Source organism: Hansschlegelia quercus (genome assembly GCF_004310425.1).
Taxonomy (GTDB): Bacteria; Pseudomonadota; Alphaproteobacteria; order Rhizobiales; family Methylopilaceae; genus Methylopila; species Methylopila quercus.
In genome coordinates this window covers 21,013-43,299 of record NZ_SIUB01000001.1, presented here as the reverse complement: position 1 = coordinate 43,299, position 22,287 = coordinate 21,013, and the positions used below count along the sequence as shown (strand labels likewise).

17 protein-coding genes are annotated in these 22,287 nt (G+C 69.4%); 10 read left to right on the top strand and 7 right to left on the bottom strand.

All coding sequences use genetic code 11. The features are described from left to right. Positions 1-10 precede the first annotated feature (10 nt). The 6 genes from gor (at position 11) to glmS (ending at position 8,379) form a co-directional block, all read left to right on the top strand. Positions 11-1,372: a glutathione-disulfide reductase gene (gene gor / locus EYR15_RS00185; RefSeq protein WP_131000873.1), complete on the top strand. Its 1,362-nt coding sequence runs from the start codon at positions 11-13 to the stop codon at positions 1,370-1,372. Next, the gene (locus EYR15_RS00180; RefSeq protein ID WP_131000871.1) at positions 1,360-2,805 is read left to right on the top strand and encodes an MFS transporter; all 1,446 of its coding nucleotides are present in this window, start codon (positions 1,360-1,362) and stop codon (positions 2,803-2,805) included. The genes gor and EYR15_RS00180 overlap by 13 nt, the downstream gene beginning before the upstream one ends. A gap of 119 nt (positions 2,806-2,924) precedes the next feature. After that, positions 2,925-4,310, top strand: coding sequence for a class II 3-deoxy-7-phosphoheptulonate synthase (locus EYR15_RS00175; RefSeq protein ID WP_131000869.1), 1,386 nt, complete (start codon positions 2,925-2,927; stop codon positions 4,308-4,310). Positions 4,311-4,436: 126 nt separating this feature from the next. Continuing rightward, a complete protein-coding gene (locus tag EYR15_RS00170; protein WP_131000867.1) occupies positions 4,437-5,030 on the top strand; it encodes a Spy/CpxP family protein refolding chaperone in 594 nt (197 codons plus the stop codon). Between the two features lie 91 nt (positions 5,031-5,121). Beyond that, positions 5,122-6,504: a glutamate--tRNA ligase gene (locus tag EYR15_RS00165; RefSeq protein WP_131000865.1), complete on the top strand. Its 1,383-nt coding sequence runs from the start codon at positions 5,122-5,124 to the stop codon at positions 6,502-6,504. Between the two features lie 51 nt (positions 6,505-6,555). Next, positions 6,556-8,379, top strand: a complete 1,824-nt coding sequence (gene glmS / locus EYR15_RS00160; protein WP_131000863.1) for a glutamine--fructose-6-phosphate transaminase (isomerizing) — start codon at positions 6,556-6,558, stop codon at positions 8,377-8,379. Position 8,380: 1 nt separating this feature from the next. Here glmS and EYR15_RS00155 read toward each other — a convergent pair whose 3' ends face one another. From EYR15_RS00155 to EYR15_RS00145, 3 genes are read right to left on the bottom strand one after another with little or no spacing between them, the layout of a single operon-like run. Then, the gene (locus EYR15_RS00155; protein ID WP_131000861.1) at positions 8,381-8,779 is read right to left on the bottom strand and encodes an MAPEG family protein; all 399 of its coding nucleotides are present in this window, start codon (positions 8,777-8,779) and stop codon (positions 8,381-8,383) included. A gap of 39 nt (positions 8,780-8,818) precedes the next feature. Then, positions 8,819-9,940, bottom strand: coding sequence for a carboxylate-amine ligase (locus EYR15_RS00150; RefSeq protein ID WP_165455378.1), 1,122 nt, complete (start codon positions 9,938-9,940; stop codon positions 8,819-8,821). Positions 9,941-9,999: 59 nt separating this feature from the next. Continuing rightward, a complete protein-coding gene (locus EYR15_RS00145) occupies positions 10,000-10,422 on the bottom strand; it encodes a YbaN family protein (RefSeq protein WP_131000857.1) in 423 nt (140 codons plus the stop codon). A 71-nt stretch (positions 10,423-10,493) separates the two neighbouring features. On the opposite strand from EYR15_RS00145, the gene EYR15_RS00140 reads away from it, so the two are divergent. Continuing rightward, positions 10,494-11,246: a DUF502 domain-containing protein gene (locus tag EYR15_RS00140; RefSeq protein ID WP_131000855.1), complete on the top strand. Its 753-nt coding sequence runs from the start codon at positions 10,494-10,496 to the stop codon at positions 11,244-11,246. A gap of 12 nt (positions 11,247-11,258) precedes the next feature. On the opposite strand, the gene recG is transcribed toward EYR15_RS00140, so the two are convergent. Then, a complete protein-coding gene (recG, locus tag EYR15_RS00135; RefSeq protein WP_131000853.1) occupies positions 11,259-13,361 on the bottom strand; it encodes an ATP-dependent DNA helicase RecG in 2,103 nt (700 codons plus the stop codon). Positions 13,362-13,521: 160 nt separating this feature from the next. Between recG and EYR15_RS00130 the strand changes: the two genes are divergently transcribed. The 3 genes from EYR15_RS00130 to EYR15_RS00120 all read left to right on the top strand — a co-directional run bounded on the left by EYR15_RS00130 (position 13,522) and on the right by EYR15_RS00120 (position 18,007). Next, positions 13,522-13,824: an FAD assembly factor SdhE gene (locus EYR15_RS00130; protein ID WP_131000851.1), complete on the top strand. Its 303-nt coding sequence runs from the start codon at positions 13,522-13,524 to the stop codon at positions 13,822-13,824. A gap of 150 nt (positions 13,825-13,974) precedes the next feature. Then, the gene (gene mfd, locus EYR15_RS00125; protein ID WP_131000849.1) at positions 13,975-17,487 is read left to right on the top strand and encodes a transcription-repair coupling factor; all 3,513 of its coding nucleotides are present in this window, start codon (positions 13,975-13,977) and stop codon (positions 17,485-17,487) included. A gap of 172 nt (positions 17,488-17,659) precedes the next feature. Next, positions 17,660-18,007, top strand: coding sequence for an endonuclease domain-containing protein (locus EYR15_RS00120; protein WP_131000847.1), 348 nt, complete (start codon positions 17,660-17,662; stop codon positions 18,005-18,007). A 151-nt stretch (positions 18,008-18,158) separates the two neighbouring features. Here the strand turns inward: EYR15_RS00120 and EYR15_RS00115 are convergent, their stop codons facing one another. The 3 genes from EYR15_RS00115 to EYR15_RS00105 form a co-directional block, all read right to left on the bottom strand. After that, positions 18,159-18,821: a DsbA family oxidoreductase gene (locus EYR15_RS00115; RefSeq protein ID WP_131000845.1), complete on the bottom strand. Its 663-nt coding sequence runs from the start codon at positions 18,819-18,821 to the stop codon at positions 18,159-18,161. 68 nt (positions 18,822-18,889) lie between these two features. After that, entirely contained in the window at positions 18,890-20,395 is a 1,506-nt protein-coding gene (locus EYR15_RS00110) for an AMP-binding protein (protein WP_131000843.1), read from the bottom strand. A 15-nt stretch (positions 20,396-20,410) separates the two neighbouring features. Further along, the gene (locus EYR15_RS00105) at positions 20,411-22,273 is read right to left on the bottom strand and encodes an extracellular solute-binding protein (protein WP_131000841.1); all 1,863 of its coding nucleotides are present in this window, start codon (positions 22,271-22,273) and stop codon (positions 20,411-20,413) included. Positions 22,274-22,287: the final 14 nt, after the last annotated feature.

Below are 22,287 nucleotides of genomic sequence, written 5' to 3'. Positions count from 1 at the left end.
CGGTTCCGGCGTGAGCGATTACGAGGTCGATCTCTTCGTCATCGGGGCGGGGTCGGGCGGCGTTCGCGCCGCGAGGATCGCGGCCGGCCATGGCGCGCGGGTCGCGATCGCCGAGGAGTACCGCATCGGCGGGACATGCGTGATCCGCGGCTGCGTTCCGAAGAAGCTGCTGGTCTATGCCAGCCGTTTCGCTGACGTGTTCGAGGATTCTGCCGGGTTCGGCTGGAGCCTGCCGGCCGAGCCAACCTTTTCCTGGCCCGATCTGATCGCGGCCAAGGACAAGGAGATCGCCCGGCTCTCCGGGCTCTATGAGCAGAATCTGACCCGCTCCGGCGTCGCCATCCACCGCCAGCGCGCCGTGCTGGACGGGCCCAACGCCGTGCGTCTCGCGGACGGCACGCGGGTCACCGCGAAGACGATCCTCATCGCGGTGGGCGGCCGGCCCGTTCACGACGATTTCCCCGGCTGCAAGCTGACGATCTCGTCGAACGAGGCTCTCGACCTCGCGGAGTTGCCGCGTCGCATCGTCGTCGCCGGCGGCGGCTATATCGCGCTCGAATTCGCGTCGATCTTCGCCAGCCTCGGCGTCGAGACGACGGTGATCCATCGCGGCGCGAAGGTGCTGCGCGGCTTCGACGAGGACGTCCGCGACGACGTCCATGCCGGGCTGGCCGCCCGCGGCGTCCGCTTCGTACTGAGCGATCACATCGTCTCGGTCGAAGACGGCGCAGACGGCAAGACGGTCCGCACGAAGTGCGGCGAGACGATCGCGGCCGACGAGGTCATGCTCGCGATCGGCCGGCGTCCGCTCACCCCTGAGATCGGTCTCGAGGGCGCCGGAGTTGAGTGCGACCACAAGGGCGCGATCATCGTCGACGACACGTCGCAGAGCTCGGCGCCGTCGGTCTACGCCGTCGGCGACGTCACCGACCGGCTGAACCTGACGCCGATCGCGATCCGGGAAGGCCACGCCTTCGCCGACACCGTATTCGGCGGCCGCCGGACCGCGGTGTCGTATCAAAGCGTGCCGACGGCAGTGTTCACGACGCCGGAGGCCGCTTCGGTCGGCATGACGGAGGAGGTCGCCCGCGAAGACGGCCACGAGGTCGACATCTACAAGACCCGCTTTCGCCCGATGAAAGCGACTCTGTCGGGCCGCGACGAGCGGATGCTGATCAAGCTCGTGGTGGATGCGGGGAGCCAGAAGGTTCTGGGTGTCCACGTCGTCGGCGAGGACGCCGCCGAGATCGTCCAGGCCGCTGCGATCGCGGTGAAGATGGGCGCGACGAAGGCCGATTTCGACGACACCGTCGCCCTCCATCCGAGCGCGGCCGAAGAGCTCGTGACGCTCCGGACGAAATGGACGGGCTGACGCGGCAGCCGGGCGCGATGACCGAAGTCCGCAAGCGGCAGATCATCGTCGGCGTCCTGGCCGCGATGCTGCTCGCGGCGCTTGACCAGACGATCGTCGCGCCGGCCATGGCGACGATCGGGCGGAGCCTCGGCGACGCCGAACATCTGCCCTGGGTCATCTCCGCCTATCTCGTCACGGCCACGGCCGTCACGCCGCTTTACGGCAAGCTCGCCGACCTCTACGGCCGGCGCAGCGTCATCTTCGCCTCGGTCTCGCTGTTCGTCGCGGCGTCGATCCTCTGCGGGCTCGCGCAGAACCTCTGGATGCTGATCGGCGCGCGTGCGCTCCAGGGCCTTGGCGGCGGCGGGCTTATCGCGCTCGCGCAGACCGTGATGGGCGATCTTGTGCCGCCGAAGCAGCGCGGGCTTTATGCCGCGCACATCTCCGCCGTGTGGGCGACCGCGAGCGTGGCGGGCCCTCTGGTCGGCGGCGTTTTCGCGGAGCACCTGCACTGGTCGCTGGTGTTCTGGATCAACCTGCCGCTCGGCTTCGCCGCGCTGCTCGTGATGTGGGGGCCGCTAAAGGACCTGCCCTTCGTTCCCCGTCGGCGGCGGCTCGACATCCCCGGCGCAGCGCTCGTGATGGCCGGGGCGTCGCTCGCGATGCTCGCGCTCTCCATCGGCCGCATGACGGGCGTTTGGCTCTCGACCCCGGTGCTCGGCCTCGCAGCCGCGTCCGTGGTGGCGACGATCCTCTTCCTGTTGCGGCTGAAGACGTTCGAGGAGCCGCTGATCCCGCTCCGCGTGCTGCGCGACCCCGTCGTGCTTCGGGGGACCCTTGCGGTCGCGTGCGGCATGGGCGGCTTCGTCGGGCTCTCGGCGGTCGTGCCGGTCTATTTGCAGGCGACCAACGGCGTCTCACCGGATGTCGCGGCGCTCGGCCTGATCGTGATGGCGGGCGGCACCGTGGTCGGCTCGCTTATCACCGGCCGGCTGATCCCTCGGCTGGAGCGCTACCGGATGCCCGCGATTGCGGGCCTCGCGATCTCGACCATCGCGCTTGGCGCGATCGTCGCGAGCGAGGGCGCGCGGCCTCTGCTCGCCACGCAGATCCTGTTCTTCCTCTACGGCCTCGGCCTCGGGCCCATATTCCCGACGGTCACGGTCAGCGTTCAGAACGCCGCCGGTCCAAAGGATCTCGGCGCGGCGACCGGTCTGCTCGCCTTCATGCGTTCGCTCGGCTCCGCCTTTGGCGTCGCGATCCTCGGCGCGATCGTCTTCGGCGCAGGCGGGGAGGGCGCTCAGCATGGGACGCTGAGCTTCGATCCAGCCACCTTCCGGCTGGCCTTCACCGCGGCGCTCTGCTCCGCGGCCGGCGCGTTCCTCCTGGTGGTCGCGATGCCGGAGCGGCCGCTTCGCGACGCGCCCGAGCCTCTCCTCTCAGAATCCTGAAGGTTCCTTCCTATCTCTTGCGGTGCTAGAAGGCGCCCGCACGAGCGGCCGGCTGCGGCCGGGCGACGCATCGCCGTCGCCTTTCGTCCGCTTCGTGGACGGTTTTGGAGCTTGAGGACATGACGGAGCGTTGGAGCCCATCCAGCTGGCGTGACAGGCCGATCGAGCAGTCGCCGGTCTATCCGGATGCGGCCGCCCTGAAGGCGGCCGAGGCTCAGCTTTCGACATTTCCGCCTCTGGTGTTCGCAGGCGAAGCGCGCAAGCTGAAGCGCCACCTGGCGCAGGTCTCGCGCGGCGAGGCGTTCCTGCTGCAGGGAGGCGATTGCGCGGAGAGCTTCGCAGAGCATTCGGCCGACAACATCCGCGACTTCTTCCGTGTCTTCCTGCAGATGGCGGTCGTGCTGACCTACGCCGCGGCGTCGCCCGTGGTGAAGGTCGGCCGCATCGCCGGCCAGTTCGCCAAGCCGCGCTCCTCGCCGACGGAGATCGTCGACGGCGTCGAGCTGCCGATCTATCGCGGCGACATCATCAACGGCACGGAGGCGACCCCGGAGCAGCGGATCCCCGATCCGCGCCGTCAGCTCGAGGCGTATCGCCAGTCGGCGGCGACGCTGAACCTGCTGCGCGCGTTCGCGAACGGCGGCTACGCCAATCTCGACTTCGTGCATCAGTGGATGCTCGGCTTCGTGAAGGAGAGCCCGCAATCCGGCCGCTACCGAGAGGTCGCCGACCGCATCGCCGACGCGCTCGACTTCATGCGCGCCTGCGGCATCGATCCGGAACGCCACCCCGAGCTCAAGTCGACGGAGTTCTTCACGAGCCACGAGGCGCTGCTGCTCGGCTACGAGCAGGCGCTGACGCGCGTCGATTCCACGACGGGCGACTGGTACGCGACCTCCGGACACATGATCTGGATCGGCGATCGCACCCGCCAGCCCGATCACGCCCACATCGAATATTGCCGCGGCGTGAAGAACCCGATCGGTCTGAAGTGCGGCCCATCGCTGAAGCCCGACGAGCTGATGCGCCTGATCGAGTTGCTGGACCCGGAGAATGAGCCCGGCCGGCTGACGCTGATCGCCCGCTTTGGCGCGGACAAGGTGTTCGACCACCTGCCGGGACTGATCCGCGCGGTGAAGACGGAAGGGCGCCACGTCGTGTGGTCGTGCGATCCGATGCACGGCAACACGATCAAGTCGCAGTCCGGCTACAAGACGCGGCCGTTCGACCGCATCCTGCAGGAGGTGCGCGCCTTCTTCGACGTCCACCGGGCGGAAGGCTCCTACGCCGGCGGCGTGCATGTCGAGATGACGGGCAACAACGTCACCGAGTGCACCGGCGGCGCCCGCGCGATCTCCGACGCGGACCTGCGGGACCGCTATCACACGCATTGCGACCCGCGCCTCAACGCGGAGCAGGCGATCGAACTCGCCTTCCTCGTCGCCGAAGAGGTGAAGAAGGAGCGGCTCGCTCGCGGTCCCCGTCAGGTGATCGCGGCCGAGTGATCGCGCGGGCGTGATGGGCGCAATGCGGGTCCGATAGCAGGGTACGCGCTCTCGCTGCGTGAGAAAGGGAAAGGCGCCGAGATCCTCCGGGCTAAAGCGCCGTCCTCAACACGTATGAGAGAAAACATGCGCAAGCTTTTGATTCTGCCGTCGGCTCTCGTCGTCGCCGCCGGCGTCGCAACCGCCGGCGTCGCGCTGGCTCAGTCGAGTCCGACGGCTCCGCCTCCGCCGCCACATCACGATTGGAATGGCGGAGACGGCATGGGTCCCCGAGGCGGCATGGACCGTCACGGCATGCGCGGGCATGGCATGCAGGGCGATCCCGCGATGCGGCTCGCCAAGCGCCTCTCCGCCATGGAGACGCTGATCGGGATCCGTTCCGACCAGCTCGACGCGTGGCGCGCGTTCACCGCCGCATCGGTCGACATGGTCAGCCGCCCGCCGCGCCCGGACAAGAAGCCTGAGCCGGAAGCCTTCGGCATGGCGGACCGCATCGCGGACATGGCCATCGCCCGCGCCGAGAAGGCCAAGGCGCTGAAGGAAGCGACGGCCGCGCTTCGGCAGAAGCTGACGCCGGAGCAGCTTGAGCGTGTGAAGACGGTCGAGGCCGAGATGCGCGACCGCTTCATGAGCCGCCACGGCGGCGGGCATGGCTGGGGAGAGCGCGGACCGAGGCCGGGCCCGGACGCTCCGCAGGGCCCGGATCGCCAGCGTCTCTGATCACCTGAGTTGAAGCTCCGCGCATGTCGCGGGGCTTTTCTTTCGAGGGCGGTCGATTGCCGGAGGCGCCTGGGACCGCTAGACGACGGGCATGTCCGCCCGCCCAGACGTCTACCGCTTCGCGCCGTCGCCGACCGGCTATCTGCATCTCGGCAACGCCCGCACGCTGCTGCTGAACGCGCTGCCGGCGCGGCAGGGCGGCCGCTTCATCCTGAGGCTCGACGACACCGACGCCGCGCGGGTGCGGCCGGAATTTGTCGAGGGGATCCGCGAAGACCTCGATTGGTTCGGGATCGTCCCGGACGAGGAGCACAGCCAGTCCGAGCGCACGGCGATTTATCAGTCCGCATTCGAGCGTCTGAGGGCGGAAGGCCGCATCTATCCTGCTTACGAGACGCCCGAGGAGCTTGACCGCGCGCGGCGTCTGGCGCGCGCTTCCGGTCGGCCCCCGGTCTATGACCGTCGCGCGCTGAAGCTGACGGAGGCCGATCGCGCTGCGCTTGAGGCCGAAGGCCGCCGGCCGCACTGGCGGTTCCGCCTGTCGGACGGTCGGATCGGCTGGGAAGACGGGTTTCGCGGCGCGCAGGAGATCGATCTCGCGAGCCTGTCCGACCCCATTCTGGTGCGCGACGACGGCGCGTTTCTCTACGTCTTCACGAGCGTGGTCGACGATGCCGATCTCGGCGTCACCCGCGTTATCCGCGGCGAGGATCACGTCACGAACACCGCCGTGCAGCTCGACCTGTTCGCCGCGCTCCGAAGTAGGCCGCCGGCCTTCGCCCACCACAATCTGCTGACGACGGCAGACGGGGAGGGTCTGTCGAAGCGGCAGGGCAGCCTCTCGCTGAGATCGCTGAGAGAGGAAGGTGTAGAGCCGCTCGCGGTCGCGGCCTATGCTTCGCTGATCGGCTCGTCGGAGGCGGTGCGACCGGTCGCGAGCCTCGACGCGCTGGCCGCGATCGTCGCCGAGGAGCGACCCTCCCGCGCGCCGGCCCGGATCGATTCCGTCGAACTTGCGGCCTTGTCGGCCAAGACGCTGCACGGACTACCCTTCGAGGCCGTCTCATCGCGCCTGGAGGCGCTAGGCGTCGGAGGCGGGGAAGCGTTCTGGGAGATGGTGCGCGGCAATCTCGCGACGCTCGGCGAAGCCGCCGAGTGGTGGCGGATCGCGACCGTCGCGCTCAAAGAGAATGCGGAGCGGCCCGACCCCGACAGCGCGGCGTTGATCGCCGAGGCGGCTCGCTTGGCTCCGCTGGAGCCATGGGACGAGACGACGTGGAAAGCCTGGAGCTCGGCGGTTTCCGCGGCGACGGGCGCGAAGGGCCGCGCGCTGTTCCAGCCGCTGCGCCTCGCGCTGACCGGCTGGCCGCACGGACCGGAGCTCGCCAAGCTGCTGCCGTTCATCGGACGGGAGCGCTCGCTCGAGAGGCTTAAAGGGGTAGGTGGCGAACCTGCACCCGCAACTTCACGCTAAGGCCTGTCGTGCTACGACGTCTCACGTAACGACACGAACGGGCGCCACTTCATGTGCGGAATTGTCGGAATCCTGTCGCGCGACGCGGCCGCTCCACAGCTCGTCGATGGGCTGAAGCGGCTCGAATATCGCGGCTACGATTCCGCGGGCGTCGCCACGCTGGAGGGCGGCCGCATCGTTCGCCGCCGCGCCGAAGGCAAGCTCCGCAACCTCGAGGCGAAGCTCGCCGCCGAGCCGCTGTCTGGGCGCGCCGGCGTCGGACACACGCGCTGGGCGACGCATGGCGCGCCGACGGAGGCCAACGCCCATCCGCATGCGACCGAGCGCGTCGCCGTCGTCCATAACGGCATTATCGAGAATTTCCGCGAGCTGCGCGAGGAGCTGACCGCCGAGGGGGCGGTCTTCACCAGCCAGACCGACACCGAAGTCATAGCGCATCTCGTCTCCAGCCTGCTCGAGGCCGGGGCGGCGCCGCGGCTCGCGGTCGCCGAGGCGCTGAAGCGGCTGCGCGGCGCCTTCGCGCTCGCCTTCCTGTTCGCGGGCGAAGAGGACCTGATCATCGGCGCGCGTCGCGGCAGCCCGCTTGCGATCGGTCATGGCGACGGCGAGGTCTATCTCGGCTCCGACGCCGTCGCGCTCGCGCCCTTTACGGACGAGATCACCTATCTCGAGGACGGCGACTGGGCTGCGCTCACGCGGTCGAACGTCGAGATCTTCGACGAGAACGACGCTCCCGTCGCCCGCCCAACGGTGCGCTCCGCGGTGGCCTCCGTCGTGGTCGACAAGGGCCAGTACCGCCACTTCATGGCGAAGGAGATCGCCGAGCAGCCGGAGGTCGTCGGCCATACGCTGACGCGCTTCGTCGACATGACGTCGGGCCGCATCAGCCTGCCGGCCGGCGCCGACTTCGACTTTTCACGCCTCGACCGCCTGGCGATCTCGGCCTGCGGCACGGCCTATTACGCCGGCCTCGTCGCGCGCTACTGGTTCGAGAAGTTCGCGCGGCTGCCGGTGGACATCGATATCGCCTCGGAGTTCCGCTACCGCGAGCCGCCGCTCACCCCCGGCGGGCTGGCGCTGATGATCTCGCAGTCCGGCGAGACCGCGGACACGCTTGCGACGCTCAGGCACTGCCGCGCGCAGGGCATGAAGATCGGCGCGGTCGTCAATGTGCCAACCTCGACCATCGCCCGAGAGGCGGACGTCGTGTTCCCGACGACCGCAGGCGTTGAAGTCGGCGTCGCCTCGACCAAGGCCTTCACCTGCCAGCTCGCCGTGCTCGCTGCGCTCGCCATCAAGGCCGGGCGCGACCGCAAGGTGCTATCGGAGGCCGACGAGGCCAGGCTCGTCGCGTCGCTGATCGAAGTGCCCCGGCTGATGGCGGAGACGCTGCATCTCGAGCCCGAGATCGAGAAGCTCGCCTCCGCCTTCGCGAAGGCGCAGGACGTGCTCTATCTCGGCCGCGGCACCAGCTACCCGATCGCGCTTGAAGGCGCGCTGAAGCTCAAGGAAATCTCCTACATCCACGCCGAGGGCTACGCCGCGGGCGAGCTCAAGCACGGGCCGATCGCGCTGGTCGACGAGAACGTGCCGGTCGTAGTGCTCGCGCCGTTCGACGTACTGTTCGAGAAGACGGCGTCCAACATGCAGGAGGTCGCGGCGCGCGGCGGCAAGATCGTGCTGATCACCGACGCAGAAGGCGCGGCCCATGCCGGTGAGACCTTCGCGACGCTCGTCGTGCCGAAGGCATACGCCTTCGTGTCGCCGCTGATCTACGCCGTGCCGATCCAGCTGCTCGCCTATCACACCGCGGTTTTTATGGGCACCGACGTCGACCAGCCGCGCAATCTCGCAAAGTCCGTGACCGTCGAGTAGCTCAGGTCAGCCGGATCAGCAGCGCAATCGCGCCGACCGCGAGGACGAGCAACGTCGCGAGGATGCCGCCGCCACGGCAGGCGAACTGGCGGGGCGAGTTCACCGGCGCGAACATCCCGATAGGATGCAGAGCGCGCGCGATCAGGAGAACGACCAGCAAGCCGTGAACGAGGGCGTGACTTCCGCCGCTCGCTTCGTAAAGCGCGACAACGATCAGCGCGAACGGCACATACTCCTGAAAGTTGCCGTGGCTGCGGATGCGCTTCGAAAGGCCCTGATCGCCGCCGTCGCCGAAGAGCGTGTCGTGACCGACGCGCCCGGCGATCACCCAGCCCGCCAGACCGACGTAGAACAACGCGAGAATGGACGCGTAAGCGGCTGTAATCGCTGGGAAGGTCATGCTCATCTCCATGTGGGGAACGGCGTCGGCGGCGTTGCGTCAGGCCTTGGTTTCGTCCGCGAGCATAGTGACCACGGCGAGCATGGCGTCGCGGTCCCTCGTCCCGGCGGCGCGCGCTTGCCGATAGGTCTCCAGCTGGCGCTCGGCGGCCGAGGGCCGCGCGACCATCTCGCGCGTTCGCGCAACCCACGAGGCGGAGCCGAGCGCATCGACGTCTTCCGCAACAAGGTCGAGCGTCGCCTCGAGCTTCTCGACCACCGAGATCGTGCCGCCACGCGCCGGATCGATCAGCTTGGCGTCGCGGCCGAATTGCTGGACCTGCCAGATATTCGACGTGCAGACCGCGCGATCGACAGGCCCGACGCCGCCGTTGAGGCCCGGCATCCGGGACGCGCAACGCAGTAGCGCCTGATAGAGCGCTGCGATGGCGACCCCGTCCTCGACGCGCGGAGCTGCGTCGCAGATGCGGAGCTCGATGGTCGGATAATGCTCGGACGGCCTGATGTGCCACCAGAGAAAGCTGGAATCCCGGATGACGCCGGCGTCGACCATCAGCGTCACGTAGTGACGGTACTCGTCCTGATCGGCGAACAGCTCCGGGACGCCCATCCGCGGCCACTCCGAGAACGCCGAAGGGCGGAATCCCTTCAGTCCCGTGTCCTGCCCCTGCCAGAACGGCGACGCGACGGAGAGCGCATAGAACAGCGGGAGAAAGGGGATCAGCCGGTTCATCAGCTGAATGCGCGCGTCCGGCTCCGGCGCGGAGACGTGGATGTGCGTCGCGCAGACCATCGAGCGCTCGGCGATGATGCGGAGCTCCGCCTGCAGCTTCTCGTAGCGCTCGGCCTCGGTGATCTCCTGGCTTCGCGCTTGCGCCAGCGGATGGCTGCCGGCGGCGAACAGCAGCAAGCCTTCCGCCTCCGCTGTCTTCGCGAGCGTCTGGCGCATCCGCCGCAGCTCGGCGCAGGCCGCATCGAAGTCGGTCCCGGGCTCGGTCTGGATCTCGATCTGACCCTTCAGCAGCTCATGCGAAGAGGCCTCGACCCGCTTCTCGGCGCGGGCATGGAAGCGGTCGGCGGTCGCGCCGTCCGGCGACGCGCCGGTGCTGACGTCTGCGAGGAAGAACTCCTCCTCGATGCCGAACTGGAAGCCGTCGTCCATCAATCCCCCTGGTCGTCCGCGCAGATCACACGGGACAACGACTGGAGGAACAGCTTCGTTCATGAAGCGCGTGACGGACGCGTCGCGACGTAGATTGCCCCTGCGCCAATCAGCACCGCCGATGAGAAGATTGCGATCGGCGGAGCGCCGGAGACGGACACGATAACGAGCGACAGCGCCATGCCGGCAGAGGCCATGAGCTTGGCGCGGGGAGGGATCGCGCCGTCGCGTCGCCACGCGACGACGGAAGGGCCGAGCCTCGGATGGTTCAGCAGCCACGATTCGAGCCGCGGGGAGCCGCGGGCGAAGCAGGCGGCGGCCATGATCAGGAACACGGTTCCAGGCATCACCGGCAGGATCAGCCCGACGATCCCAAGGCCGACGCAGACCATTCCCGCGGCGAGCCACAGCCAGCGCCGCGGCCCGCGCGCTGCCGCGGCGATCTCCGCGTCTTCTGTCTGAGGGTTGTCGTCCCGTCGCATCCTCGTCCCGAATTTATGCGCTATCTTTGAGATGGACGCGCCGCTGCGAGCGGCCGGGCAGGCGACGACACATGAAGCAACCCATTCCCGGACCGATCGGCCCCCGCGGCGAACCTCCGCTTCCGGCGGCGAAACCCCGCGGGATGGCGCGCCTGCGCACCTATTTCCTCACCGGTCTCGTCGTCGCGGGCCCGGTGGCGATCACGATCTGGCTGACGATGTGGCTCATCAACCTCATCGACGGCTGGGTCAAGCCGCTGATCCCGCCCGCATGGAACCCGAACAGCTATCTGCCTGTGGCGGTTCCGGGCGTCGGCGTGCTGGCCGCGGTGCTCGGCCTCACCATCCTCGGCGCGCTGACCGCGAACCTGGTCGGCCGCTCGGTGGTGCAGTCCGGCGAGCAGGTGCTCGACCGCATGCCGATCGTGCGCTCGCTCTACAAGGGCGTGAAGCAGATCTTCGAGACCGTATTCAAGCAGGACGGCACGAGCTTCCGCCGCGTCGGCCTGATCGAATGGCCGGGACCAGGCCTGTGGTCGCTGTGCTTCATCACCGAGCCGGCCCGCGGCGCACTAGCGGCCGGTCTGCCGGGCCCCGATCATGTCTGCCTGTTCGTGCCCTGCACGCCGAACCCGACGACCGGCTATCTCGTGATGATGGAGGCCTCCAAGGTGACGGAGATCGGCGTCACCACGGACGAGGCGTTCAAGCTGATCATGTCGATGGGCATCATCCAGCCGCCGGAGCTCGCCTCGCCCGCGACGCTCGAGCCGCCGACCGAAACGTCGCCGCCGGGCAGGCGGTCGCCGGTTCCGGCGGAGTAGGCGCGAAACGCTTCACCCAGCCCGCAGCAGCCGCACCGCGGCGTCGCGCTCGAACAGATGCAACAGCAGCCTCAGCGCCTCTCCGCGCGGGCTCGTCAGGTTCGGATCGCGCGCGAGGATCAGCCCGGCGTCGTCATGCGCGGCGCGAACGAGGTCGCCATGCGCCTCGATGCGCGCCAGCCGGAAAACCGCGGCGCCGCTCTGCCTTGAGCCCAGAACCTCGCCCTCGCCGCGAAGCTCGAGATCCTTCTCGGCGATAACGAAGCCGTCCTCGGTGTCGCGCAGCGTCTCCAGCCTCGCCTTGGCGGTGTCGCCGAGCGGGCCCTTCCAGAGCAGCAGGCAGGTCGAGCGTCCGGCGCCGCGGCCGACGCGGCCCCGGAGTTGATGGAGCTGGGCGAGGCCGAAGCGCTCGGCGTGCTCGATCACCATGATCGTCGCTTCCGGCACGTTGACGCCGACCTCGATCACCGTGGTCGCGACCAGGATCGGCGTCTCGCCGGAGACAAATTGCGCCACCGCCGCGTCCTTGTCGGCGCCCTTCATCCTGCCGTGAACCAGCCCGACCTTGCCGGGAAACACCTCGGCCAGAGCCCCGAACCGGTCCTCGGCGGCCGCGACGTCCAGCGTCTCGGACTGCTCGACCAGCGGACAGACCCAGTAGACCCGTGCGCCCGACGCCACCGCGCGGCCAATGGCGGCGATCGTCTCGTCCAGCCGCTCCAGCCCGACCAGCCGCGTGTCGATCGGCGTGCGGCCGGGCGGCTTCTCGTCGAGGGCGGAAGAATCCATGTCGCCGAAGGCGGTGAGCACGAGCGTGCGGGGGATCGGCGTCGCGGTCATCACCATCACGTCCACTGCGGCGCCCTTTGAGGCGAGCGCCAGCCGCTGGCGGACGCCGAACTTGTGCTGCTCGTCGACGATGGCGAGCGCGAGGTCGTGGAAGACCACGTCGTCGGAGAACAGCGCGTGGGTGCCGACGAGGAGGTCGACGTCCCCCGCCGCCAGTCGTTCGAGCAGGGCCACTCGCTCGCGCCCCTTCTCGCGGCCGGTGAGCACGGCGAGGCGGATGCCCGCCGCTTCGGCGAGCGGCTGAAGCGTCGCGAGGTGCTGGCGCGCGAGAATCTCGGTCGGCGCCATCAGGGCCGCCTGCCGTCCGGCTTCGATCGCGGTCGCGCTCGCGAGCAGCGCGACGACCGTCTTTCCCGAGCCGACGTCGCCCTGCAGCAGGCGCAGCATGCGGCGGGGCGCGGCGAGGTCTTCACGGATCGCCGCCACCGCGCGGGTCTGCGCCCCGGTCAGCGAAAAGGGCAGGGCCGCCTCGATCTTCCGCGACAGGCGTCCGTCGCCCACGACGGCGCGGCCCGAGCCGCGGCGCATATGCGCGCGCACGAGCTGCAGCGCGAGCTGGTTTGCGAGCAACTCGTCATAAGCGAGGCGGGTGAGCGCGACGCCTTCGGACGAGACGTCCAGCGGCGATTGCGGGAAGTGCAGCGCGGCCAGCGCCGCTGCGAAGCCGGGAAAGCGCCGCTGTTCGCGGAACGCGTCGTCCTGCCACTCCGGCAGCTCTGCGAGGCGCTCCAGCGCGGCGCGCGCGAACTTCGCGACCAGATGATGCGACAGCCCCTCGACCAGCGGATAAGTCGGCTCGACCGGCGGCAGCTTGGCGAGACCCTCGGCGTCGACGACATGGGGCGGGTGCACGATCTGAAATGAGCCGTCGAATAGCTCCGGCATGCCCGACACCCAGCGCTTTTCGCCGACCGGCAGCAGCCGTTCGATGTAAGGCCCGTGCGCCTTGAAGAAGACCAGCGACATCGCGCCGGTCTCGTCGGCGACCACCACGCGGTGCGGCCCGCGCGCGCTGCGCGGCGGCTGGTGGCGCTCGACCTCGACCTCGACGGTCGCCACCTCGCCCGCGACGAGGTCGGCGATCTTGGGTCGCGACCGCCTGTCGATCGCCCCGGTCGGCGCATGGAACAGCAGGTCGACCACCCTCGGCGGCCCGCCCGCAGGCCCCGCGCCGAGCAGCCGCGCCAGCGCCTTCGCGACCTTGGGGCCGACGCCGGGCAGAACGGTCGCTTCCGCGAAAAGGGGATCGAGCCGCGAGTCGCGCATCGCGGCTTAAGGGAGGGGAGCGCGGGGATTGAGGCAAGAGGTTCAAGTGGGACCATGACGCCTCATCCTGGTGACGATCCCGGCTCGGCCCGCGGCCGTGCGGGATGACGCAGGGCTTGCGGGCTGGTAGGAGACCGCAAAACCCCTCATATCCGAGCCCATGACAGGAACGACCCGCACCACCGAGGGCCTTTCGCCCGCCCGCCGCCGCGCGCTCTATCGGTCCTGGCGGCGGGGCACGCGCGAGATGGACCTGCTGATGGGCCGCTTCGCCGACGCCGAGATCGACCGTTTCGACAGTGCCGAGTTCGCGACTTTCGAGGCGCTGATCGAGGTTCCCGACCGCGACCTGTTCGCCTGGATCGCGGACAAGGAGCCGACGCCCGCCAATTACGACACCTCAGTCTTTCGCCGCCTCCGGGCGTTCCACGAAGCCTTTCCGACTACGGAACATCTCGGTTGAACGGCGCGCTTCTGCGTGTTTCGAGACGCGCCTGTGGCGCTCCTCGAGCCATGACGACCGTCGAGCAGCTCAAACGATCCTCATGCTGAGGAGCTCGCGTTAGCGAGCGTCTCGAAGCACGCAGGACTTTCCCGTACGCCTTCCGACCCCATGACCCTGAACCTCAAGACTCTGCTCGACGCAAAGCCTGTCACCGTCGCATCCGCGCCGGAAGGGTTCGACGCGCTCGTCATCGCCGATCTCGCGCGCGGCCTCGCGGGCCAGCGACACGATTCCGGCGGCGTGCTGCACATCGCGCGCGACACGCGGCGGCTCGCCGCGATGGAGCGGGCGCTCGGCTTCATGGCGCCGGACGTCGAGCTTCTGGTCTTTCCGGGCTGGGATTGCCAGCCCTATGACCGCGTCTCGCCGAACGCCGCGATCGTCGCGCAGCGCACCACGACGCTCGCCCGCCTTGCGGCGTCGCGCGGCGGCGAGAAGCCGCGCATCACGCTCACCACCGTGAACGCCGCCCTCCAGCGCGTGGCGACTCCGGCTTATGTCGCGCGGCAGAGCTTTTCGGCCGCGCCCGGCAACGTCGTCGACCTCAAGCAGCTCGCCGAGTGGCTCGAGGTCAACGGCTTCATGCGGTCCTCGACCGTCCGGGACTATGGCGAATACGCCATCCGCGGCGGCATCGTGGATCTGTTCCCGGCCGGCCACGCCGAGCCGATCCGGCTCGACTTCTTCGGCGACATTCTCGAAACGATCCGGCCGTTCGACCCTGAGACGCAGCGCTCGACGGGGCAGCACCGGTCGCTCGACCTCGTGCCGATGAGCGAGGTCCAGCTGACCTCGGAGACCATCCGCCGCTTCCGCCAGTCCTACGCCGCGGCGTTCGGCGCGCCCGGACGCGACGACCAGCTCTACGCCGCGACCAGCGAAGGGCGGCGCTATCCCGGCATGGAGCATTGGCTCCCGCTGTTCCACGACGGGCTCGCGACACTGTTTGACCACCTCCCCGACGCGCGGGTGACGCTCGACCCCCAGGTCGAGGACGCCGCCGGCGAGCGGCTGGCGCTGATCGCGGACTACTTTGACGCGCGGAAGACCAACCTCGCGCAGGACAAGACCGGCGGCGCCTACAAGCCGCTGCCGCCGGACGCGCTCTACCTCGCGCCCGAGGAATGGCGCGACCGGCTGGCCGGCGCGGCGCCGATCCGTTTTGCGCCCTTCGCGCTGCCGGCGGGACAGGGCGGCCTGGTGCTGGACGCCGGAGTCCATGCCGGGCGCAGCTTCGCGGCCGAGCGCGCCGACGAGAACGCCAACGTGTTCGACGCCGTCGTCGCTCACGTCCGCGCCAAGCGCGAAGAGGGCAAGCGGGTCGTCATCGTCGCCTGGACCGACGGCGCGCGCGACCGCATGCAGACCGTGCTGAACGACCACGGCCTCGTCGCGACCCGTAATGTGCCGAGCTGGCGCGACGCGATGGCGTCGCCGTCCGACGCCGTGCCGCTCGGCGTGTTCGGGCTGGAGCAGGGCTTCGAGACCGACGACGTCGTGGTCATCGCCGAGCAGGACGTGATTGGCGACCGGCTGGTCCGGGGCAAGGCCAAGCGCAAGCGCGCGCAGAACTACCTGACCGAGGCCGCCGGCCTCGCGCCGGGCGATCTCGTGGTGCACGTCGATCACGGCATCGGCCGCTTCGTCGGCCTCAAGTCGATCGAGGCCGCAGGCGCGCCGCACGACTGCCTGGAGCTGCACTACGCCGACAAGGCTAAGCTCTTCCTGCCCGTCGAGAACATCGAGCTTCTGACGCGCTACGGCTCGGAGGACACCGAAGCCCAGCTCGACAAGCTCGGCGGCTCCGGCTGGCAGGGCCGGAAGGCGCGGCTGAAGAACCGCATCCGCGAGATGGCGGGCGAGCTGATCAAGATCGCCGCCGCGCGGATGACCAAGGAGGCCCCGCGCGCCATTCCCGCCGAGGGACTCTACGACGAGTTCGCCGCGCGCTTCGCCTTCGACGAGACCGAGGACCAACAGGCCGCGATCGACGCCGTGCTGGACGATCTCGCCGCCGGCCGTCCGATGGACCGGCTTGTGTGCGGCGACGTCGGCTTCGGCAAGACGGAGGTGGCGCTCCGCGCGGCCTTCGTGGTCGCGATGACGGGGCGGCAGGTCGCCGTCATCGTGCCGACCACGCTGCTGTCCCGCCAGCACTACAGGACTTTCGCCGAGCGCTTCCGCGGCCTGCCGCTCAAGGTTGGGCACGCCTCGCGCTTCGTCTCGTCGAAGGAGATGAGCGAGACCAAGAAGGGGCTCGCCTCCGGCGACGTCGACATCGTCGTCGGCACCCACGCGCTGCTCGGCAAGACCATCGAGTTTAAGGATCTCGGCCTCGTCATCGTCGACGAGGAGCAGCACTTCGGCGTCGGCCACAAGGAGAAGATGAAGCAGCTGCGCGCCGAGGTGCACGTGCTGACGCTTTCCGCCACGCCGATCCCGCGCACGCTGCAGCTCGCCATGACGGGCGTGCGCGAGCTGTCGATGATCGCGACGCCGCCGGTCGATCGTCTGGCGGTGCGGAGCTTCGTCGCGCCGTTCGATCCGCTGATCGTGCGCGAGGCGCTGCTGCGCGAGCGCTACCGCTCCGGTCAGTCCTTCTTCGTCTGCCCGCGTATCGAGGACATCGCCGACGCGCGGCGTTTCCTCGATGCGGAGGTGCCGGAGGTGAAAGTCGCCGTCGCCCACGGGCAGATGGCCGCGACCGAGCTAGAGCAGGTGATGACCGACTTTTACGAGGGCCGCTTCGACGTGCTGCTCTCGACCGCGATCGTCGAGAGCGGTCTCGACATCCCGAACGCCAACACGCTGATCGTCTATCGCGCCGACATGTTCGGCCTCGCGGCGCTCTACCAGCTTCGTGGCCGCGTCGGCCGGGCGAAGACGCGCGCCTATGCGCTGTTCACCATTCCCGCGAACAAGACGCCGACCGCGAACGCCGAGCGCCGCCTCAAGGTGCTGCAGTCGCTTGAGGGACTGGGCGCCGGCTTCCAGCTGGCGAGTCACGACCTCGACATCCGCGGCGCGGGCAATCTGCTCGGAGAGGAGCAGTCCGGCCATATCCGCGAGGTCGGCTACGAGCTCTACCAGCAGATGCTGGCCGACGCCGTCGAGGCGCTGAAGGAGGGCGGCGCGGTGGTCGTCGCCGACCAGTGGTCGCCGCAGATCACGCTCGGCGCGCCGGTGATGATCCCGGAGGAGTATGTCGGCGACCTCGCGATCCGCCTGTCGCTCTACCGCCGCCTCGCCGAGATCGACACCGACGAGGCGCTCGACCAGTTCGCGGCCGAACTCGCCGACCGCTTCGGGCCGATGCCGTCGGAGGTGAAGCAGTTGCTCGAGATCGCCGCCATCAAGGCGCTCTGCCGCCGGGCCAACGTCGAGAAGATTGACGCCGGCCCGAAGGGGGTCGTGCTGTCGTTCCGCGACAATTCCTTCGCGAACCCGGATGGGTTGGTGATGCACATTGCCCGCGAAGAGGGGCCTAACGCCAAGGTGCGGCCGGATATGAAGATCGTGTTCCGGCGGGAGTGGGCGAGCGTGAACGCGCGGCTGAAGGGGGCGGCCAAGCTGCTGCGGGAATTAGTGAAGATCGCAGAGGCGACGAAGAAGGCGGCTTGAGGCGGCAGGGCGGTGGCGGTTACAGGCCCTCACCCTTACCCTCTCCCGCAAGCGGGAGAGGGGGCCGGCAGCGGCGGCGCGATCTCAGAGGCAGATGGAGCCCGGACGTCGAAGCCCCCTTCTCCCGCATGCGGGAGAAGGTAAGGATGAGGGTGCGTCCGGAGCCCTCTGAATGCGTGACCAACAGAAACGCGACGTCGCACGCGTGTTCAGAAGAGACGCCACGGATGCGGAACGCGCGATGTGGCGGCTGTTGCGCAACCGGCGTCTCGCCTCGCTCAAGTTCCGCCGGCAGACGCCGATCGGGCCGTATGTCGCGGATTTCGCCTGCGTCTCGAAGCGGCTGATCGTCGAGATCGACGGCGGGCAACATGCCGAATCCGACGCCGACAGGCGGAGAGACGCCTATCTCGCGCGAGAAGGCTGGATCGTGCTGCGCTTCTGGAACAACGAGGCGTTCGAGAACCCGGAAGGCGTGCTCTTGAAGATCGCGGCGGCCGCCGGGGTCATGTTCGACTGACCCTCACCCTTACCCTCTCCCGCACGCGGGAGAGGGGGGCGGCAGCGGACGCGCGATCTCAGAAGCCGATAGAGCGACGTAGACGCCCCCTTCTCCCGCATGCGGGAGAAGGTAAGGATGAGGGCGCTTCAACAGCCTCCGTCCTCAGCCCTTACTCCTCCACGTCGTCCTCGTCGCCCAGCGCGCGATCCATGGCTTCGACCAGCACCTCCGGCGGATGGGCGCCCATCACGACCAGCTTGCCGGCGAAGATGAAGCACGGCACGCCCTCGACGCCGATGGCGCGGGCCTGGTCGATTTCCTCGCGGATCTCCTCGGCCTGCTCGTCGCCTTCGAGCCGGTCGCGCAGGGTCTCCCAATCGAGGCCGGCTTCCTCGGCGGCGCGCGCGATGACGTCGTGGTCGGAGATGTCCTCGCCTTCCGTGAAATAGGCCTCGAACAGTCGCTCCATCAGCGCGCCCTGCGCGATCGGGCCTTCCTCGGCGGCGATCCGGATGGCGCGGTGGGCGTCGAGCGTATTGGGCGCGCGCTCTATGTCGCCGAACAGGAAGGCGATGCCCTCGTCACGCCCGATCGCGGCGAGCTGGTCATGCGTCGCCCGCACCCGGGCGGGATCGTCGAACTTGGTCTCGAGATATTCCGCGCGATCGAGGCCTTCGGGCGGAATGGTCGGATCGAGCTGGTAGGGCCGCCAGCTGATCGTGGCGTCGACATCGGGCCGGGCGGCCAGCGCGGCCTCGAGACGGCGCTTGCCGATCCAGCACCATGGGCAGACGGGGTCCGCGAAGATTTCGATCTGGAGCGGCGCGGACATCAGCTGGCAAACCTCGTCTGAGGAACGAAGCCGCCGATATGGCGCCGGACAGGCCGGGACGGAACCCCTCAGGCGGTGCGCCGCGCGCTTTCGGCGCGGATGGCGACGGGCGCGAGCGCCGGCCCGAAGCCGGCGAGATCGAGCGCGAGCGCTGCGGCCTCGACCGAAGCGTCGGCGCCGTCGGCGGCCTTGAGCGCGAACCGCAGTCCGAAGACGGGGTCGTCCTCGACGACGAGCGCGCCGCGAAGGCCTGTTCCTCGCGCGGCGGCGGTGGCGTCGGCCATCGAGATCGCGAGCCCGCCGACCATCGCGACGCCGCGCCGCAATCCGCCGAGCGCCGTCCGGCCCGCCGCCCGGTCAGCGATGCCCGCGAGGCCTGTCTCGATATAGCCGTCCGCCGAGAAGGGCAGGGACGGTTCGCCGGGCTCGGCAGGATAAGCCGCCTGCGGACAGGCGGGACCGCGGACGAATAGCCGCCCGTCCTGGAGCACCCTCAGATCAACCAGCGGATCGAGGCCGCCGACCGCGTGGGGGCCGAGCGGCAGCGGCGCGTGGCGGTTCGGCGCGGGCCGCGGTGACGCCAGCACGGCGAGCTCGCCGATCAGCAGCACGTCGACCACTGTCGCGCCTTCGAGGGGCACGGGCCTTGCGACGCCGCGGCCTTCAGGAGCGCGCCAGACCGCGAGCACGGTCGAGGGGGCGGCGCGATCGAGAGCGCCGTCGGCGGCCAGCCGGTCGGCGATCCGGCCGGGCAGCACGACATGCGTTGCGCCGAGCGCCGCCGCAGCCGCCGCAAAGGCTGCGGTGGTCGTCGGCTCGTGGAAGCAGGCGACGGCGCCCGTCGTGAGCCAGGGCGCGAGCCCGGTGCAGAGACCCGCGAGGCTTGCGAGATCGAGCGTCGAGAACAGCCGGGCCTTCTCCGTCACCTCGGCGACGAGCAGCGGCCCGACGCCGGCCGCCACCAGATCGTTGTGGCTCCGAGGCGCGGGCGCGCCGCCGACCTCAAAGGTGATGATCGCGACATGGTCGGCCGCGCCCGGCCGGCGCGCATAGGAGGCGTCGGCGCGCTTCAGCAGATAATCGTCGAGCCGCGTCGCGCCGTCCGGCGCCGCGCCGAAGCAGCCGACATAGCGCATCGTCTCCAGTCCGGCCGCGACCTCGCAGGCGATCTCGGCGAGCCGTGCGCCGCCGCCCTCGGAGAGGGTGACGATGGCGGCCGCCTTGACCGCTGCGAGCGCGCGCGCCGTCTCGCGTCGCCGCCACGCGGTCGGCAGCATCGCGGCGATCAGGCCCGCGCGCCACAGCGCGAGGCAGGTCAGCGCGCCCTCGAAGCTCGATCCGAGCTGCACGCCGACCACAGCGTCCTCGCCGAGCTTCCACGACGCGAAGACGCTTGCGAGCGCGGACACCGCCCTGTCGACCTCGGCCCACGTGCTGGGGAAGGGCAGGCGGGAGTCGATCAGCGCATCCGCGCGCGGTCGCCTGCGGGCGTTCAGCGACAGCACGCTGTCGAGCGTCGCGCCGCCGGCCACCGGGTTTGGCATCGTGTCCTGCGAGAACGGTTCGAGGCGCATGGGGGTAAGCTTTCCTCAGCCGGCGGTGGCGGATGGCGCGCGCCACCACGTTTCGGGGGTCGGTCCGTAGAGCGAAGTCTTTTCCGGCCGCTCGATCGTCTTCCACCGCGCGATCCACTGCTCCTTCACGTGGAACAGCGGCACGACGTAGAAGCCCGAGAGCAGCACGCGGTCGAGCGCGCGGACTGCGGAGACGAAGTCCGGCCTTTCGCGGGCCGCAAGAAGCGCCGCGATCATCGCGTCCACCGCGGGCTCGCGGACGCCCATGTAGTTCCGCTCGCCCGGCGTGTCGGCGGCGGCGACCGACCAGTATTTCTTCTGCTCGGTTCCGGGCGAGAGCGACGACACCCAATTGTAGACGACCATGTCGAAATCGTAGGTCTGCAGCCGCCGGAACGCCTGAACGGAATCGGCGAGCCGCACCGTCGCGCGGACGCCGATGCGCTCCAGTCCACGGGCGAAGGCGAGCGACAGGCGCTCGTGATCCTTGGTCGAGACCATGATCTCGAAGCGGAACGGTTCGCCGTCGCTCGTCCGGCGGAGCTCGCCGTCCTTCACCGCCCAGCCGGCCTCGGCCAGCGCATCGAGCGCCTGGCGGGCCTGCTCGCGGTCGCGGCCTGAGCCGTCTGTGGACGGCGCGCTCCAGCGCCCTTCCATGACGTCCTCACGGACGACGCTCGGGAACGGCGCCAGCAGCGCCCGCTCGCGCGCATCCGCCGGCCGCCCGTGGGAGGAGAGCTCCGAGCCCTCGTAATAGCTCTGGGTGCGGACCGTCGCGCCCGCGAACAGATTGCGATCGATCCATTCGAAGTCGAACAGCCGGCCGAGCGCCTCACGCACGCGAGGGTCGGAGAAGATCGGTTTTCGCGTGTTGAAGACGAAGGCGTTCATTCCCCAGGGCAGGCCGGAGGTGAAGCTTTCGAGCGCGACTTCGCCGCGGCGTACGGCGGGCGTGTCGTAGCCCGTCGCCCAGCGCGTGGGGTCGCCCTCTGGGCGGACGTCGACCAGGCCCTTCTTGAAGGCCTCGAACATGACGTTGTCGTCGCGGTAGTAGTCGAAGCGGATCTCGTCGAAATTGTTCATGCCGCGGTTCACCGCGAGCTCCGCTCCCCAGTAGTCCGGATCGCGGCGGAAGGTGATCGAGCGGCCGGGGTCGACGGCTGATATGATGTACGGGCCCGTGCCAAGCAGCGGCTTGAAGGTCGTCGACTCGAAGGTCGCCGCGTCGGTCGCGTGCGCGGCGAGCACCGGCATGAGGCCGAGGATCAGCGGCAGTTCTCGGTCGTCCGCGCCGGAGAGGTCGAAGCGCACCGAACGCTCGCCCTCGATCGTGGCCGCCTTGACGCGCCGGTAGTTCGAGCGAAAGGTCGGGTGGCCGCGGTCGCGCAGCAGCTCGAAGGTGAAGACCACGTCTTCCGCCGTGACGGGCTCGCCGTCGGAGAAGCGCGCGCGCTCGTCGATGTGAAAGACGATGAAGTCGCGCTCGTCCGGCAGCTCCACGCTTTCGGCGACGAGGCCGTAGAGTGAAAACGGCTCGTCGTAGTTGCGCGCCATCAGGCTCTCGTAGACGAAGCCCTTCAGCCCCTGCGCCTGGTGGCCCTTGTAGGCGTAAGGGTTGAGCGTATCGAAGCCGCCGAGCCAGCCGTTCACAAGACGGCCGCCCTTCGGCGCGTCCGGGCGGGCATAATCGAAGTTCCTGAAGCCGACCGGCAGAGTGGGCTCGCCATGCATCGCGACGCCGTGGCGCGGCGTCAGTCCGTCCTCGCGCACCTGCGCCGTAGCGCGCGCCGGAAGGGCGAATGCAAGCGCGCAGCCGGGCAGCAGGCCCAGCACGTCCCGCCGGGCGAAGCCCGCTTGCCCTTGTCGCCCGATCGCCATTCCCGGCCAGCGCG